Here is a 15,277-nt window from a genome sequence, read left to right as displayed (position 1 = left end):
GTCCCCGCGCTCAGGCGGGCGGGCCGTGACGGTCAGGCGAACAGCGCGGCGACGTCGATCTTCAGGCTGAACGGCTCCGGGAGCTCCAGCGACCCGCCGCTGTGCACGGTGACCGTCTTGAGGTACGGCTCCCGCTCGTCGAAGGGCGCGGGGTCCTCGACCGGCTCGCTCATCAGCGTGACCTTCGGCGGCTCGGTCGTCGGGTCGACGATGAGGTAGAGCGGCACCCCGGCCCTGGCATACTCACCTGGTTTCTCCTGGTAGTCGGTCTTCCAGGTGCCGGGGGAGCAGACCTCGGCGGCCAGCAGGGCGGAGCGTCCCCGCAGCCGCATCTCGTCGTGGTACTCCGGATTACGGGGAACCACGACCAGATCCGGCAGACGCATGTCCCCCTGGGGCGGGATGCTCAGCGCCATGCTCTGATGCAGGCGCCACCCGTTCCGGATCTTGGCCGGGTAGAGCATGTCGACCAGGTTGTCGAGGACGTCGCAGCTTCGCGGGTGAGCCCAGGGACTCACGACGACCTGCCCCTGGACGATCTCCGCGGCGTAGCCGTGCTCGTTGAGCTCTTTGCAGAGCCGCCGGGTCCGGTCCTCGACGGTGTCGCGGGAGAACCGGCGGAACGGATCCTTCCGGCCGCGCGGCTCATCGGCGGTCTGGTGACGGGGTAGAGACATGACCATTGAGACATCCTCTCGGGGCTCCCTACGCTGGCATCGTATGTCGACCTCCTCACATCCCGTCGCCGACCGTACCAATGCCGTCTACGCAAGGTGACGAATTTTCCAGGCCGACCGGCCGCAGGTAGCGGAAGTCCGGACGCGGGTGCATCAGGAAGTCGTGGTGGGAGATGTTCCAGGCGTAGGCCCCGGCCATCGCGAACTCCACGACGTCCCCCGGCTCCAGCCGGACCGGCGCCCTGCGGGCCAGCACGTCCTTCGGGGTGCACAGCTGCCCGACGATCGTGACCGGCTCGCCGGGCTCGCCCGGTCCTCCGGCCGAGGTCCAGGCGGCCAGCGGCTGGTCGTGGCCCTTGGTGGCCGGGGTCCGCAGGTGGTGGGTGCCCCCGGCGACCACCGCGAACAGCTCGCCGTGCACCCGCTTGACGTCGATCACCCGGGTGACGTACCGCCCGCAGTAGACGGTCAGCGACCGCCCCGGCTCGACCCGCAGCAGTTCCCCGGGCCGCCGGAGGCCCGCCAGGCCCGCGCCGTACGCCTTCCAGTCGAACAGGGCGTCCGGGTCGGCGTACGACACGCCCATGCCGCCGCCCAGGTTGACCTCGGTCGCGCCGATCCCGCGGGCGTAGTCCAGTACGGCCTCCGCCAGGACCAGCATCCGCGGCGCGTCCAGCCCGCTGGCCAGGTGGGCGTGCACGCCCCGCCAGCGGACGAGGCCCTGGCCGCGGAGCAGGGAGAGGCACTCGGCGACCCCGCCGGGGTCCATGCCGAACGGGGTCGCGCCGCCGCCCATGGCCAGCGAGGCCCCCTCGACGGGGAGGTCCAGGTTGACGCGGAGCAGGACGTCGGCCGGACGCCCGAGGGCGAGCAGCCGCCGCAGCTCCCCGGGGCTCTCCACGTGCAGCCGGTGGACGGGCGGACCGCCGCCCGGGGCTCCCCGGCCGCCCGGGGCTCCCCGATCGCCCGGGGCTCCTCGGCCGCCCGAGGCCCCCGGAGGCCCCGGGTCCCCCGGGGCTCCCCGATCGCCCGAGGCCCCCGGAGGCCCCGGGTCCCCCGGGCCGTCCGGACCTCCCGGGCCGTCCGCCGGGCGGACGGCGGCGGCCAGCTCGGCGTCGGTCTTGCCCGGACCGCCCAGCGCGACCGGCACATCGGGGAACAGCGCCCGCACATGCGCCAGCTCCCCGCCCGAGGCCACCTCGAAGCCGTCCACGTGACGGGCGAGCACCCGCAGCAGCTCCGGGTCGGGATTGGCCTTCACCGCGTAGTGCAGCTCGATCCCGTCCAGCGCCGCCCGGACCTCCGCCACGTGGGCGTCCAGCTCCCGCAGGTCGTAGACGTAGGCGGGCGGCTCCCCCGGAACCACCGGGCAGCCGCCGGGCGCATGCTCGGAGGACACCGGGCAGCCGTCGGGCGCGTACTCGGAGGTCATCGGGCACCTGCCGCGTGCGCGCTCCGGGCGGAGCCCGGTCCGGCCTCCGCCGGTGAGCCGGTGAAGGGCCCGGCCGCCGGGGTCGCCAGCGGGCTGGCCACCGCGACGTACCCCGCCGCGCGGTCCGCCGCCCGCGACCACCGGACCGTCAGGTTGGCCTTGGCCGGCAGCGGCGCACCCGACAGCAGGTCCGCCAGGGGCGGCGGCCACCCCCGCGCGGCCGCATAGCGGGCCAGGACCTCTCCGGCCGCCGCCCAGAGCTCCCGCACCGGCCCGTCGCCGGCCAGCGCGGCGGCGACCTCCGCGAGGTGGTTGACGACCAGGCAGTAGACCACCCGGTTCCAGCCGCCGGCGGCGTCGTAGGTGAGCGCCTCGGCGACCCGGGGAGGCAGGGCCGACAGGTCGTGGCGGCCGGCGACGAGCTTGGTCCCCTCCAGGTCGCGGAAGACCGCCTCCACCGGCGTCCCGGCCGGGTCCACGCCGACCAGGACGTTCTGCAGGTGGGGTTCCAGCACCACGCCGTGGGCCAGGTAGGCCTCCAGCACCGGCGGCGCGACGCACTCCACGTAGGCCCGCCACCAGCGCACCGGGTCGGCGGCGGCGGCCCGGGGGAGCGCGGGGGCGGAGCCGGGGAGGGGGGAGGCCGCGAGGGCGCCGCTCAGCAGCGGGGTCACGCCCGGTCCGCAGACCTGCCGGGGACCCGTCCGGACGATCACGCTCAGCCCCTCCAGCAGCCGGGTGCCGAGGTCCGCCGAGCGGTAGCCGGGCTCGGGGAGCCAGCGGGTGCCGGGGAACCGCTCCGCCAGATCGCGGAACACCGGTTCCAGGCGGGCGGTCAGTTCGACCGCCCCGGCCAGCTCGTACCAGGAGTTCTTCCGGACGCAGTTGGTGATCCGCACGTCCAGGCTGAACTTCAGGCACCGCTCGATCGACGGCTCGTAGACCGTGCGGACCGAGGAGGTGGGGACCGCCTCACCGGAGCCGCGCCCCAGATCGACCAGGCGTCCGTCGGCCAGCGGCGCGGCCAGTTCGGCGGCCAGCAGGTCGAACTGCCAGGGGTGCGCGGGCAGCAGCGCGTACCCGGGCGGCGCGCCGCCCAGCGCGTCCAGCGTCGCCGTCTCGCCCGCCTCGGCCAGCACGTCGTGCCGGACCCCGAGCAACCGGAGCGGGAAGGTCGCGTGCGCCTCCGGGGCGTACGCGAGCCAGCCCGCGCGGGGGGCCGCATCGGGAGCCCCGCCGTCGGGCGGGGCGTCCGCGCGGGGGGCCGCGTCAGGGGTCCCGCCGTCGTGCGGGGCGTCCGCGCGGCACGCCCCGCCCGCCTCCGCGCCGCGGGAGACGCCGTCCCCCTCCGGACCGCCGGAGACGCCGCCCCGCGCCTTGGGAGTGGGGTGGAACGGGTGCCCGAAGACCAGCGCCTGCTCGGACGCCAGCCAGGGGTCGGCCGGAGGGGTCGCGTCCCGGCGGCCCTCCAGCAGCGCCGCCACGGCCTGGCGGCTCGACCGCACCTGGGCGGCGAACTCCTCGTTGCCCCCGCCCAGCTCGGCCTCCAGCAGCCGGACGAGCCGGTCGGCGGAGAGCGGGTGCCAGCAGCCGTCCCGGTACCACTCGGCGGGTCCGGTGAACCGGAGTGCGAGCCCGCCGTGCGCCCGCACCCGCAGCGGGGTGCCCGCCACGTGCAGCAGCAGGCGGGGCCCGTCGTGCCGGACCCGGCCGCGCGGCCCGGCGATCTCCCGTACGGCGCAGCGCAGCAGCGCGGCCAGCGTCGCCTCCTCGGCGGCGGCGGCCGGGGAGCCGAGAACGGAGTCGAGAGCGAGGGCGGTCATGGGGTCCCCTGGGTGATCACGGGCCGGACGGCCGCGGGAGGATGGCGGAGATAGTTGGGGCCGCTGGTGCCGTAGAACTTGTTCACGTCGCGCGCCCCGGTGCGCGCCTTGTCCACCAGCGTCCCGGCGGTGACCATCGACTTGCCGACCAGCCGGGCGGCGTCGAGGGACCTGGCCCGCAGCAGCCGGGCCGCCGGGTCGTCGCCGTACGGCTCCAGCGCCTCGGCGAGCGTGTCCCGCAGCAGCCGGGAGGCCCGCGCGGGCGGCAGCGCTCCGAAGGCCGGCGCGGCGGCGGCCAGGTGCAGGGTGATGGTCACGAACACGTCGGCGAGCGCGTGCGGGTCGTCGGTCAGCATGCGCCCGTCGGCGAAGTCAGGGACGGCGGTCCCCGCGGCCCGCAGGCGCCCCGGGGAGGCCAGCAGCCCGTCGTTGTCCTTGACGAGCAGCCGCGGGGGGCCGTCGCCGTCCAGCACGAGCGCGAGATTCTGCTGGTGGGCCTCCAGCGCGACGCCGTACCGGACGAGGAGCCGCACGCCGGAGGCGAACAGCAGGCGGAGGTACTCGGCCAGCAGCGCCTCGACGCCGCCACCGCCACCGCCACCGCCACCGCCGACGACGCCACCGCCACCACCGCCGACGCCGCCGTGCCATCGTGCGGCGAGCTCCTCGGCGACCGTGCCGCCCTCGGGCAGGGGGGCGAGCAGCGCCGCCACGGGGACGATCTCGCCCGGCGGGAGGCGGCGGACGAGCCAGGCCAGGTACTCGTGCCCGGTGTGGGCGTGGACCTGCTCGTCGGCCAGGAGGATCTCCGGACCGGCGATCCGGCGCAGCAGCAGCTCGGCCCTCGCCCCGTCGGCCAGCGTGCCCGGTTTGATCGAGCGCCGGTTGCGCAGGCCCAGCGTGCTGGTGGGCAGCGGCAGCTTCAGGTGCGTGCGCGCGTCCACCTCGACCGTGCGCATGGACAGGGTGGGCCGGACGGTCAGGTACGGTTCCGGCGCCGGGACCGCCCACGGGATCGCGCGGACGGCGGGGAGCGCCAGCGGGTGCACCGGGAACAGCACGTGCGTGTCCGCGAGCTCCTCCGCCAGCCCGACGCGGGCGAAGTCCGGCGCCATCGGCGGTCCTCCGGACGAGGTGCCGGTCACCCGCTCACGGGGCACCGCCGCCCACCGCAGCTCGAAGCTCGGGGCGAACTCCGGCGCGTAGGCCGTCAGGTCATCGTCCGAGAGCCCGGCCCGGCAGCGCGCCGTCGGATAGACGGGGTGGTCCAGGAAGGCCGCCAGCGCCTCGTAGCGCGCGGTCCCGGCCGGGCCGCGCCGCAGCCGGGCGAGCACGTCCCGGCGGTGGGCGTCGTGGAGGTCGAGTGCGCGCAGGGCTTCGCGGCACTCCTGGGCGAACGCCCCGACCCCGGCGGCGTCCGCCGGGTGCGCGACCGCCCGCAGGGCGCCCAGCACCTCGGCCAGGCCCAGGCGCTCGGCGGGGGCGACGGTGAAGTCCTGGAACGGCGAGCCCGGCACCAGCCGGACCGGGCGCCCGCCGGGCCCCGGCAGGTGGAGGACGACGCCGTCCCTGCGCCGGGCCACCAGCCCGGCCAGGCCGCCGTAGTCCTCCCGCAGGAGGGCGTCCAGGACCCGGGCGGCGAGGTACGGCTCCCGCCCGGTGACGGCGCGTTCCGCGATCATGCGATCACCCAGGGGTCGGCGGCGGTGAAGGCGGAGACGGCCTCGTCCACGCTCGCCCGGTCGGGCCCGACGGCGCGGACGACGCCCAGGTAGTCGCGGTTCGTGTGGCTCCGGTCGATGCGGTCGCCCACCGACCGGAGCGGCCGGTGCCAGAGCCGCACGCGGTCGCCGGGGGAGGGCGCCACGATCCCGGGGGCCCTCGTCACGGTCCCCGACCGCTCCGCCACCAGGCTCAGGGCGGTCCCGTGCACGGTCCCGCGCGCGGTGGCGCGCTCCGGCCCGGGATCGGGCCCGAGGTCCGGTCCGAGGCCCAGGCCGAGATGCACGCCGAGGATCCGCTCGAAGAGCGGGACGCCCAGCAGGTCGGCGAGCAGGAAGTCGCAGTGGTCGCCGATCACCCGGTAGTTGACCTCGATGATCCGCGGCCCGTCCGCCGTCATCACGTACTCGGTGTGGCAGGCGCCGAAGCCCACGCCCAGGGCTTGCAGCGCCCGGAGCACGTGGCCGGCCGCGGGCGGCGGCTCCCAGTCCAGGCGCTCCTCCACGAAGTGCGGCAGCGGCCCCAGGGTGGTCCGGAAGCCGCCGAGCACCCGGACGACCCGGCCGTCGCCCAGGGTCTCCAGCGTGTGCAGCGGTCCGTCGAGGTACTCCTCCACGACCAGGGTCTCGCCCGGCCGCCGCCCGCGGATCGCCCGCACGGCTCCGGCCAGTTCGCGTCCGTCCCGGACGAGCACGACGTCCTCGCTGGCGACGCCCTGGCTCGGCTTGACCACGGCGGGCAGCGGCACCTCCCCGCCGGGCACCGGGGCGTCCGGCGCGAGCCGTACGGAGCGCACGGCCTCCACTCCTGCCGCGGCCAGCCGCCGCCGGGTGAGCGCCTTGTTCTTGGCCGCGACGCACGCCCGCCAGTCCTTGCCCGGCAGGTCGAAGTAGGCGGCGGCCAGGGCGGTCTCGGCCTGGATGTGGTCGGAGTTGGAGAAGACCGCGGCGGGCGGGTGGTGGTGCGCGATGACGTCGATCACCGCCCGCGCGTCGCGCACGTCGCAGGCGAGCGTCTCGGCGCCGGACGCGGCGTACTGCTCCGGCCGGTCGGTCAGGACGGTGACGTCGCAACCCAGCGCGCGGGCGGCGGGCAGGAACCCGTCGGCGACGGAGTCGGTCGGTTTGAGCGCGGTGAGGTACAGCCGCAATGCGGACCCCCGATATCAGGTAAGGCTAACCTAACCAGCGGCATCGTAGTCGAACGGAGATCATCATGTGGCGCGACAGGAGAATCATCATCCATGTCCCGTTGGCGGGGGGAAGAGAAGTTTCTCGTCGTCGTCCCGTCCCGCCCTCCCGGGCGACGCCTACGGGGACATCATGAGCCGCGCCTTCCCCGCCGTCATCCCGGTCGGGGCGGCCGCCCCGGCGGGCTCCGCCTCCCCGCGCGGCACGGTGGCCCTCCTGCCGCCCGTGCGGCCGCCGGAACCCCCTCGGGCGGCCCGCAGGCCCGTGGCGGCGGAAGTCCGCGACCGGCGCGTCGTTAGGATGTGTCCGGCTCGGGGAGGGTGTGACGGCGTGGACATCACGGCAGACGAAGGACTACTGGGACCGCTGCTGCTCGCGCGCGGCGCCATCGACCGGTCGGCGGCGCGCCGCGGGGACGCCGGGTGGATCGAGCGGGCGTGGGCGGACCCCGCGACCAGGGTGCTGGTCGTCGACGGCGGCCAGGCCCTGGTCAGGATGAGAGGCGGGGCGGCCGGGCTCGTCCTGCTGCCGCCCGCGGACGCGCCGGAGGGGGAACGCTACCTGCTGGGCGTGGACGCCGGCGGCACCGCCTACTTCGCGGTGGCGGCCCCGGTCGAGGGCGCCGTCCGCGAGGAGCCCGGCCGCCGGATCGTTCCACCGGCGGATCCGGCGGCCCGGCCGGAGGGGGAGGTGCTCGCGGCCGGGCTGCGCCAGGTCGGCGCGCTCCTGGGCGACCTGGACGCCGGCCTGCTGGTCTACGCGGTCGCGCTGGAGGCCTGGCACTCCACCCACGAGTTCTGCCCGCGCTGCGGAGGCCGTACGGAGGTCCGGACGGGCGGGCACGTGCGGGTCTGCCCGCAGGACGGCAGCCAGCACTTCCCCCGGGTGGACCCCGCGGTGATCATGCTGGTCCACGACGAGGAGGACCGGTGCCTGCTGGCCCGTGGGCCGCAGTGGCCGGAGGGCCGGCTGTCGGTGCTCGCCGGGTTCGTGGAGCCCGGCGAGTCGCTGGAGAACGCGGTGGTCCGGGAGGTCGCGGAGGAGGTCGGCGTGCGGGTGGCCGCCCCGCGCTATCTGGGCAGCCAGCCCTGGCCGTTCCCGCGCAGCCTGATGCTGGGCTTCTTCGCCAGGGCCCTGTCCACCGAGCTCGTCCCCGATCGCGAGGAGATCGCCGAGGCCCGCTGGTTCAGCCGCGCCGAACTGCGGGCCGCGCTGGAGAGCGGTGAGGTGCGCCTGCCGCCGGAGGTGTCGATCGCGCGCCGGTTGATCGAGGCCTGGTACGGCGGGAGGCTCGAAGGGGACTGGTGACCGGCCCCGACCGGTGACCGGCCCCGCCGACCGTCCGGCCGGGGGACCGCCGCCTCGGCTTGATCTTCGACCTGCGCAGAAGACCCCGATTCCTTCTGTCGTATTTCAGAGGATCAGCTGTACGAAGGCATGCGAAAACGGTTCGGGGAAACGAGGGGACAAAAGCTGGGGAAAGGCACGGAAACGGCCCGCGCCTTTCCCCTCACACCGTTTAGCCGTCAAGCGTGACGGCGTGCCGCTACGTGGTCAGCACCGCAGGCCGGAACCCGGGTCGACGTCCAGGATCCTGGTGAACTCCAGGTAGAGCCTCACCCGGTTCTCCACCTGCGGGGAGTTGCCGCCGTCGCACTCCAGACGGCCGTTGATGCTGCGGATCGTCTCGCCGAAACCGTGCCCGCCGACCATCGCCGCGTGCGGCGTCATCGTGCCGGGACCGTTCCGGGTCATCCAATACCAGATGGCGGTCATCCACGCCACCGAGGCCTCGTTCTGCACCAGATTCGGGTTGTTGAGCAGGTCGATCTCCAGCGCGTCGCCGGCCGCCTTGTAGTTGTAGTTCCAGCTCAGCTGGATCGGCCCGCGGCCGTAGTAGGACGACAGGCCCGCGGGGCAGCCGTACGGCTCGGCGGGGGCGCAGTAGTGGGAGTAGTTCGCGGTGTTGACCTCCACGATGTGGCGCAGGCCGCCGGTCTCGTGGCTGATGTTGGCCAGGAAGGCCGCGGCCTCCTGCTTCTTGACGGTGTCGGAGCCCGTGGCCGCGAACTCCGGGTAGGCGCTCAGGGCCGTGACCAGGCCGCTGTAGGTGTAGAAGGGCTTGCGGTCCTTGAACATCTCCTCGAACTGGGCCTCGGTGACGACGAAGTTCCCCTCGTTCGCCTCGCAGGCCCCCTTGTCCGTCCAGTTGCCGGACGACCCGCCCGGGACGTTGTTCCGGTTCCACCACTTCGCCCGCCAGTTGCGGCCGCCGTAGGAGGCGACCAGCCCGCCGGCGTACGCCTTCGCAGGGTTCCACTCGCTCGCGCAGATCGGGGTGACGGCCGGGGAGGCCGCCACGGCGGCGGACGCCGGCAGGCCCGCCACCAGCCCGCCCGCCACCGCCATGGCGGACAGGGACACCACAATGCGATTTCTTGCCATCTGCTCACTCCTTCGCGCGGCGAAAACCGCACGTGAAAACGGGAAACGGACCGATCCTGGACGGACAGCGGCATCGCGACAGGGAAAACCAACTGCAGGCCGCTGCAGGACCGATGCCAATCAACAGGAATCGATTTATAACGTCAACGGGAAAACCGGAATGTTCCGCATAGCGCACACGGCCGGTCCCGTGCGGGACAACGGGGACGCCCGGCGCCAGGGGGTTCGGCCCGCCGGCGCCGGGCGCGCCGTACGGCTCCAGGGGCCGCGCACCGGCCGGTCAACCGCTCAGAATCAGCTTCCGGCGGCCGATATGGAGACCGCCACCATCGGCTCCTCTCCACCGTGAAGGAACGTCATGTCGTCCTCTGCCACCCCTGCGCCGGGCACAGCTACGCGGCGGTCGCTGGCCGCCCGTGGCCGGGACCTGCCGCTCACCGTGAAGATCATGTCCGCTGTCGCGGCGATGGCGGCCGCGTGCCTGCTGGTGATCGCCGTCAGCGTCACCGGGCTCAACACCGCCGACGAGAAGGCCTCGGCCATCTACACCGGCGGCGTGCGGCCGATCCAGACGCTGGCGGAGCTGCACAGCGACGTGCTGCAGGTACGCAACCTGGTGCTCAACTACTACCTGTCGGACGCCGAGTACCGCAAAGCCAACGCGGCCGACATCCGGGAGCTGGACGCCGACATCGACAAGAACGCCGAAGCGTTCGTCCCGATGACGGCCGACGCCGCCGCCTCCGAGCGCCTGTACGCCGACTGGGCCGCCTACAGGACCATCCGCGACGAGAAGATCATGCCTGCCGCCGACAAGGGCGACCTGGACGCCTTCTGGAACGGCTTCAACGAGGCGGAGCCGATCACCGAGCGCATCGATGAGGGGTTCGCCGAGCTGCGCGCCGCCCAGGCCGAGACGGCCGTGGCCAACGCCGAGACCTCCCACGACACCGTCGGCCAGGTCGTCACCCGGGTGGGCGTCATCGGCGCCCTCGGCCTGGCCGCCGGGCTCGCCCTGGCCTGGCTGGTCGCCCGCGGCATCGCCGGCCCGCTGCGCCGGGTCACCGCCGTGCTGGACGCGGTCTCGCGCGGGGACCTGACCCAGCGCGCCGCGCTCGATCGCCGCGACGAGGTCGGCGCCATGGCCACCGCCCTGGCCCGTGCCACCGACAGCATGCACCGGACCATCAGTGTCATCCATGCCAACGCGACCGCGCTGGGCGCCTCCTCCCAGGAGCTGGAGGCCGTCAGCGACCAGCTGGCCGGCACCGCCGACGGCACCGCCACCCAGGCGGCCCAGGCCCGCGGGGCCGCTCGCGAGGTCACCGAGAACGTCAACACGCTGGCTGCGGCATCCGAGCAGATGGGCGCCTCCATCCGGGAGATCTCCGCAGGCGCCTCCGACGCCGCGGCCGTCGCCTCCGAGGCGGTCACCTCCGCCCAGGAGACGACGGCCGTGGTCGGCAAGCTGGGCGAGTCCTCGGCCGAGATCGGCGACATCCTGAAAGTGATCACCTCGATCGCCGAGCAGACCAACCTGCTCGCCCTCAACGCCACCATCGAGGCCGCCCGCGCCGGGGACGCCGGCAAGGGCTTCGCCGTCGTCGCCGCCGAAGTCAAGGACCTCGCGCAGGAGACCGCCAAGGCCACCGAGGACATCGCCAAGCGCATCGACGCCATCCAGGGCGACACCGCCGCCGCGGTGACCGCGATCGGCAAGATCTCCACCATCATCGGCACGATCAGCACCTACCAGACCACGATCGCCGCCGCGGTGGAGGAGCAGACCGCCACCACCGGAGAGATCAGCCGCAGCGTCTCCAACGCAGCCCTGGGCGTGGGCGACATCGCCGGCGGCATGGCCGCCGTCGCCGACGCCGCCCAGCAGACCACCGAGGGCGTGGTGGCCTCCCGCCAGGCGGCCGAGGAGCTGGCGCGGATGTCGGCCGACCTCACCGAGTTGGTCGCCCGCTTCCGCCTGAACTGATCAGCCGCCGCCCTCGGCCCGGCACTCGCCGGGCCGAGGACGGCCTGCAGCACGGCCACGTCGCCCGGTGAGCCGGGCAGATCAGGGGCGGGTGCGGAAGGTGGTGCGGTAGGCCTGAGGGGATGTGCCGACGGCGCGGGCGAAGTGGGCGCGCAGTGTCGCGGGAGAGCCCATCCCCACCGCTTCCGCGATCCGGCCTATCGGAAGATCGGTGCTTTCCAGCAGGTGCTGGGCGCGGCGGATGCGGGCGTGCAACAGCCACTGCAGGGGGGTGGTCCCGATCTGAGCACGGAACCGGCGAGTCAGGGTCCGTACGCTGACGCAAGCGTGACGAGCGATGTCGCCGAGGTTGAGCGGCCGGTGCAGGTTGGACTCCATCCAGGTGAGGACGGGCTGGAGCGCGGTCCCCGGATCGCGGGGATCGGCGTGCCGGATGAACTGCGCCTGGCCTCCGTCGCGCTGGGGTGACATCACCATCCGGCGAGCGGTCTCAGCGGCCACCGCCGAGCCGTGATCGCGCCGGACCAGGTGCAGGCACAGGTCGATGCCGGCCGCCACACCCGCTGAGGTGAGCAGATCGCCGTTGTCGGTGAACAGCACCGAGGCGTCGACCTCGACGGCGGGGTGGCGCCGGGCCAACTCGGCGGCGTAGGTCCAGTGCGTGGTCGCCCGCCGGCCGTCGAGCAGCCCGGTGGCGGCGAGAAGGAACGCCCCGGCGCAGATCGAGGCGATCCGCGCGCCGCGCCCGGCCGCCGCCCGCACCGCCTCCAGGACGTCCCCGGGAGGCTCTTCCAGGAAGTCCCAATGACCGGGGATCACAAGGGTGTCGGCCGCTGCGAGGTCATCGAGATCCCATGCGGTCTCCAGCCGCATCGCACCGAAAGGCTCCGAGGTCCGAACGGCACCGCCGAAGGTGCACAACCGCGTCTCGTACAGCGGCCGGTGCCGATCACCGGTGGCACTGCCGAAGACCTGGGCGGGCACCGCCATGTCGAAGGCGACCACCCCGTTCATCGCCAGCACACCGACCACATGCATGGCCAGAATCTAGCGCAGTACGGCATTGCGGCCACTTTCCGCGCGATCCCTTGACGGCCACGATCGAACCCATGACAGATCACTTCACCGGCTTCGCGATTCCCGACACCCCGCTGACCCGCGAGGCGTACGGGTTCGTCCACGAGATCGCCTCGCAGGCCGTCCTCACCCACAGCGTGCGCAGCTACCTGTTCGGCAGGGCCATCGGGGAGCGGCACGGTCTTCGGGCCGAGCACGACTACGACGACGAGGTCTTGTTCCTGGCGTGCATGCTGCACGACGCCGGGCTGACCGAGCGGGGCGAGCGAGGCGGGCGGTTCGAGGTGGACGGCGCGGACCTGGCCGCAGAGTTCCTCACCGGGCAAGGACTGGCCGCGGACCGGACCCGCCTGGCCTGGGAGGCGATCGCCCTGCACACCAGTCTGGGTATCGCCGACAGGATGCGGCCCGAGATCGCGCTCACCCACGCCGGTGCGGGGGCGGACGTGGCGGCGTTCGGTGCCGAGCAGCTCCCCGCAGGCTATGCCGACCGGGTGCACGCCGCCTACCCGAGGCTGGGCGGTGGCGTCGAGTTGACCGAGCTCATCGTCGGCCAGGCGGCGCGCAACCCGGCCAAGGCCCCGCCGTTCTCCTTCCCGGCGGAACTGCTGCGGCAGGACGCTTCCGGCACGGTCGTTCCGCCGTGGCGCGAGGTGGTCGCCGCGGCCTGGTCCGGCGTCGCCTGACAGGCCGGCCCCGCCGCCCTTCGGAAAGTGGTCTTCCCGAAGGGCGAGAACACCCTCTCGACCAAGGCCTGGCCCCAGCCCTGTCAGCCCCTTCCGAGCCGTGGGCGGCGGCCCGGTGGGGGAAGTCGTGCGGCAGGCGGCGCCCGGGGATGCCGGTGCGGTCGACGTGCAGGATCGCGTTCATGACGGCGCGCAGGTCGTGTTCGGGCAGGCGGCCGACGTCCAGCGACGTCCAGGCCGCTGATCCGGCGTTCGGCGCGCCGAACGCCGGAACAGCGGGAGGGAACGGCTTCCGCGAGCGTCGTTCACTTTGCGTGTTTGAACGGATACTCTTCGTGTTTTGGTGGATGGGTGCCGGGTATGGAGAGTGCAGCCCGGCCCGCCTCGCCGACAGGCGGCCGGGACGGACACCGCACCCCTGCAGGCCCTCGCGAAGGGAAAGAAATGATCAAGAAGACAGCGTGCCGCCTCGTCGCCGTCGGGGCGCTGGCCCCGGCCCTCGTGCTCGGCGGAACCGGGACCTCCCTGGCCGACGACGGGGCGCTGTGGCAGCAGACCCAGGCCCGGGCGACCGTCGACGGCGCGAGCCTGAAGATCGTGCGGGCCTACACCGACGGGTCGGGCAAGGTCTTCTTCGAGGAGCTCCACTTCACGGCGGACCGCAACGGCGCCACGGTCCGCCGCACCCGGAGCGGCGCCAGCGCGGGATAGTCCCCGCCGCGGCCGGGGACGGCTCAGGAGGTCTGCAGGGCCGCCCGGCCGCGGGACGGCGCCCGCCGCGGGCGGACCACGGTGCCGTCCCCGACCGGCCGGGGACGGCTCAGGCGGCGCTCCCGAGGAGCCGCTTCACCTCGATGACAGAGGGGTTCGTCAGGGCCACCCGCCCGGCGGGGGACTCGACGACGACCGTCGGCACGGTCTGGTTGCCGTTGTTGACGCTCATGACGAACTCGGCGGCGTCGGGGTTCCGCTCGATGTCGATCTCCTGGTAGGCGATGCCCTCCCTGGTCAGCTGAGCCTTCAGCCGCTTGCAGGGACCGCACCAGGTGGTGGTGTAAACGGTGAGCGCCATGGCGTTGGAAACCCCTTCAGACGATGTTCGCGCTCATTGGCAACACGCGGTGGGCGCCCCGTCTTCCCGGTGGGCTAGAAGACCTTGCCGGCGATCCACTCCTGCACCCGCTCCGCCACGCCGGGCAGCCGGTAGAGCGGAGCGCTGTGGTTGATCCCCGCCTCGGTCAGGACCGTGACCTCGACCCCGACCTGCCCGAGGCGGTCGCGCAGCTGGTTGCTGTGGCTCGACGGCACGAACTCGTCCGCCGAGTGCACGCTCAGCACGGGCGCGTCGCCGCGGCTGGCGTGCTCCGGCACCTCCATGCTCTGCCAGATCCTCGCGCACTTGCCCGAGGGCTCGCAGCCCCCGGCGAGCCGGATGGCGGACTCACGCAGTTTGCGCTTGTTCAGGTCGAGGGTCTCGGCGCCGTCGAGGTAGGCCGTGAGCGGGGAGACCACCGGAGAGATGCCGACCACGCCCTTCAGGCCGGGCAGGCCGTTCTTGTAGGTGCCGACCGCGGTGGCGAGGTGGCCGCCCGCCGAGAACCCCACCACCACGTAGTTGCTCGGGTCGAAGGACCACAGGGCGGCGTGCCGCCGGGCGGTGGCGATGGCGTCGAGGGTGTCGACGCGCTGGGCGGGCCACGGCGCGTCGGTCGAGAGCCGGTAGTTGATGTTGAAGACGGTGTATCCGAGCTCGGCGTAACTCCGGCTGATCTCCGTCATGTACTTCTTGTCGCCCGACGACCACCAGCCGCCGTGGATCAGGAAGACCCCCGGCCGTCGCAGCTCGTCGGCCTGGTGCCAGACGTCCATGCGCTGCCGGGCGTGCCTGCCGTACGCGACGGTGTCGACGATGGTGCCCTGGACCAGCGCGTCGGGATCGGCCGACGGCGGAGCCGACGCCGAGGGCGTCGGTTCGGCCTTGCGCGACGGGGTCCCTCCGGTCGCGGTGGAGGCCGGGGCGGCGTTCGCGGCGACGGCCGCCGCGGTGGCCGCGGTGCCGGCGGAGGGGGCTGTGGGGACCGCCGCCGCGTCCGCGTGCACCCCGGAGGGTGCGAGCACCAGCGCCGCCAGGGCGAGCGCGCTCACGGTTGCCGCAGTTCGCACAGGAGTCTTTCCTTTCCCCCGGGGTTCTCTTGAGGACCCCATTGTGGAGTAAGGCACCCTGTTCGCGCATCTCAG

The 15,277-nt window shown here is 73.7% G+C and carries 13 protein-coding genes; 4 read left to right on the top strand and 9 right to left on the bottom strand.

Going from position 1 to position 15,277, the window contains the following annotated elements; all coding sequences use genetic code 11:
• Window positions 1-32 precede the first annotated feature (32 nt).
• The 5 genes from IEZ06_RS04865 to IEZ06_RS04845 are packed head-to-tail and all read right to left on the bottom strand — an operon-like array spanning window position 33 to window position 6,804.
• A complete protein-coding gene (locus tag IEZ06_RS04865) occupies window positions 33-677 on the bottom strand; it encodes a Uma2 family endonuclease (RefSeq protein ID WP_189235443.1) in 645 nt (214 codons plus the stop codon).
• A 55-nt stretch (window positions 678-732) separates the two neighbouring features.
• Window positions 733-2,109: a type III PLP-dependent enzyme domain-containing protein gene (locus tag IEZ06_RS04860; protein WP_189235442.1), complete on the bottom strand. Its 1,377-nt coding sequence runs from the start codon at window positions 2,107-2,109 to the stop codon at window positions 733-735.
• Entirely contained in the window at window positions 2,106-3,932 is a 1,827-nt protein-coding gene (locus IEZ06_RS04855; RefSeq protein ID WP_203871817.1) for an IucA/IucC family protein, read from the bottom strand. The genes IEZ06_RS04860 and IEZ06_RS04855 overlap by 4 nt, the downstream gene beginning before the upstream one ends.
• Window positions 3,929-5,614 (bottom strand): IucA/IucC family protein, encoded by a 1,686-nt coding sequence (locus IEZ06_RS04850; RefSeq protein ID WP_189235441.1) that lies wholly within the window; start codon window positions 5,612-5,614, stop codon window positions 3,929-3,931. The genes IEZ06_RS04855 and IEZ06_RS04850 overlap by 4 nt, the downstream gene beginning before the upstream one ends.
• Entirely contained in the window at window positions 5,611-6,804 is a 1,194-nt protein-coding gene (locus IEZ06_RS04845; RefSeq protein WP_189235440.1) for an ATP-grasp domain-containing protein, read from the bottom strand. The genes IEZ06_RS04850 and IEZ06_RS04845 overlap by 4 nt, the downstream gene beginning before the upstream one ends.
• A 370-nt stretch (window positions 6,805-7,174) precedes the next feature.
• On the opposite strand from IEZ06_RS04845, the gene nudC reads away from it, so the two are divergent.
• A complete protein-coding gene (gene nudC, locus IEZ06_RS04840) occupies window positions 7,175-8,152 on the top strand; it encodes an NAD(+) diphosphatase (RefSeq protein ID WP_229797786.1) in 978 nt (325 codons plus the stop codon).
• A 246-nt stretch (window positions 8,153-8,398) separates the two neighbouring features.
• Here the strand turns inward: nudC and IEZ06_RS04835 are convergent, their stop codons facing one another.
• A complete protein-coding gene (locus tag IEZ06_RS04835; RefSeq protein WP_189235438.1) occupies window positions 8,399-9,289 on the bottom strand; it encodes a glycoside hydrolase family 19 protein in 891 nt (296 codons plus the stop codon).
• A 448-nt stretch (window positions 9,290-9,737) separates the two neighbouring features.
• On the opposite strand from IEZ06_RS04835, the gene IEZ06_RS04830 reads away from it, so the two are divergent.
• Window positions 9,738-11,276: a methyl-accepting chemotaxis protein gene (locus IEZ06_RS04830; protein ID WP_203871816.1), complete on the top strand. Its 1,539-nt coding sequence runs from the start codon at window positions 9,738-9,740 to the stop codon at window positions 11,274-11,276.
• Between the two features lie 81 nt (window positions 11,277-11,357).
• On the opposite strand, the gene IEZ06_RS04825 is transcribed toward IEZ06_RS04830, so the two are convergent.
• Window positions 11,358-12,314, bottom strand: a complete 957-nt coding sequence (locus IEZ06_RS04825; RefSeq protein WP_189235436.1) for a GlxA family transcriptional regulator — start codon at window positions 12,312-12,314, stop codon at window positions 11,358-11,360.
• A 71-nt stretch (window positions 12,315-12,385) separates the two neighbouring features.
• Between IEZ06_RS04825 and IEZ06_RS04820 the strand changes: the two genes are divergently transcribed.
• Window positions 12,386-13,039 carry an HD domain-containing protein gene (locus IEZ06_RS04820; RefSeq protein ID WP_189235435.1) on the top strand — a complete coding sequence of 218 codons (654 nt, stop codon included), beginning with the start codon at window positions 12,386-12,388 and terminating at the stop codon, window positions 13,037-13,039.
• Between the two features lie 444 nt (window positions 13,040-13,483).
• Entirely contained in the window at window positions 13,484-13,750 is a 267-nt protein-coding gene (locus IEZ06_RS04815) for a hypothetical protein (RefSeq protein ID WP_189235434.1), read from the top strand.
• A 109-nt stretch (window positions 13,751-13,859) separates the two neighbouring features.
• Here IEZ06_RS04815 and IEZ06_RS04810 read toward each other — a convergent pair whose 3' ends face one another.
• Both IEZ06_RS04810 and IEZ06_RS04805 read right to left on the bottom strand, forming a co-directional pair.
• Complete coding sequence (locus IEZ06_RS04810; protein ID WP_189235433.1) at window positions 13,860-14,111, bottom strand: mycoredoxin; 252 nt, start codon at window positions 14,109-14,111, stop codon at window positions 13,860-13,862.
• A 74-nt stretch (window positions 14,112-14,185) separates the two neighbouring features.
• Window positions 14,186-15,202, bottom strand: coding sequence for an alpha/beta hydrolase (locus tag IEZ06_RS04805; RefSeq protein WP_203871815.1), 1,017 nt, complete (start codon window positions 15,200-15,202; stop codon window positions 14,186-14,188).
• Window positions 15,203-15,277: the final 75 nt, after the last annotated feature.

This window comes from Planomonospora antibiotica, assembly GCF_014647955.1.
GTDB lineage: Bacteria > Actinomycetota > Actinomycetes > Streptosporangiales > Streptosporangiaceae > Planomonospora > Planomonospora parontospora.
This window is presented reverse-complemented; position numbering and strand designations above follow the sequence as displayed.

What these genes read in the sequence shown, in the direction of transcription:
- IEZ06_RS04835 (WP_189235438.1), bottom strand. Translation starts at nt 9,289, where the DNA reads ATGGCAAGAAATCGCATTGTGGTGTCCCTGTCCGCCATGGCGGTGGCG.
- IEZ06_RS04830 (WP_203871816.1), top strand. Translation starts at nt 9,738, where the DNA reads ATGTCCGCTGTCGCGGCGATGGCGGCCGCGTGCCTGCTGGTGATCGCC.
- IEZ06_RS04850 (WP_189235441.1), bottom strand. Translation starts at nt 5,614, where the DNA reads ATGATCGCGGAACGCGCCGTCACCGGGCGGGAGCCGTACCTCGCCGCC.
- IEZ06_RS04810 (WP_189235433.1), bottom strand. Translation starts at nt 14,111, where the DNA reads ATGGCGCTCACCGTTTACACCACCACCTGGTGCGGTCCCTGCAAGCGG.
- IEZ06_RS04865 (WP_189235443.1), bottom strand. Translation starts at nt 677, where the DNA reads ATGTCTCTACCCCGTCACCAGACCGCCGATGAGCCGCGCGGCCGGAAG.
- IEZ06_RS04825 (WP_189235436.1), bottom strand. Translation starts at nt 12,314, where the DNA reads ATGCATGTGGTCGGTGTGCTGGCGATGAACGGGGTGGTCGCCTTCGAC.
- IEZ06_RS04820 (WP_189235435.1), top strand. Translation starts at nt 12,386, where the DNA reads ATGACAGATCACTTCACCGGCTTCGCGATTCCCGACACCCCGCTGACC.
- IEZ06_RS04815 (WP_189235434.1), top strand. Translation starts at nt 13,484, where the DNA reads ATGATCAAGAAGACAGCGTGCCGCCTCGTCGCCGTCGGGGCGCTGGCC.
- IEZ06_RS04860 (WP_189235442.1), bottom strand. Translation starts at nt 2,109, where the DNA reads ATGACCTCCGAGTACGCGCCCGACGGCTGCCCGGTGTCCTCCGAGCAT.
- IEZ06_RS04855 (WP_203871817.1), bottom strand. Translation starts at nt 3,932, where the DNA reads ATGACCGCCCTCGCTCTCGACTCCGTTCTCGGCTCCCCGGCCGCCGCC.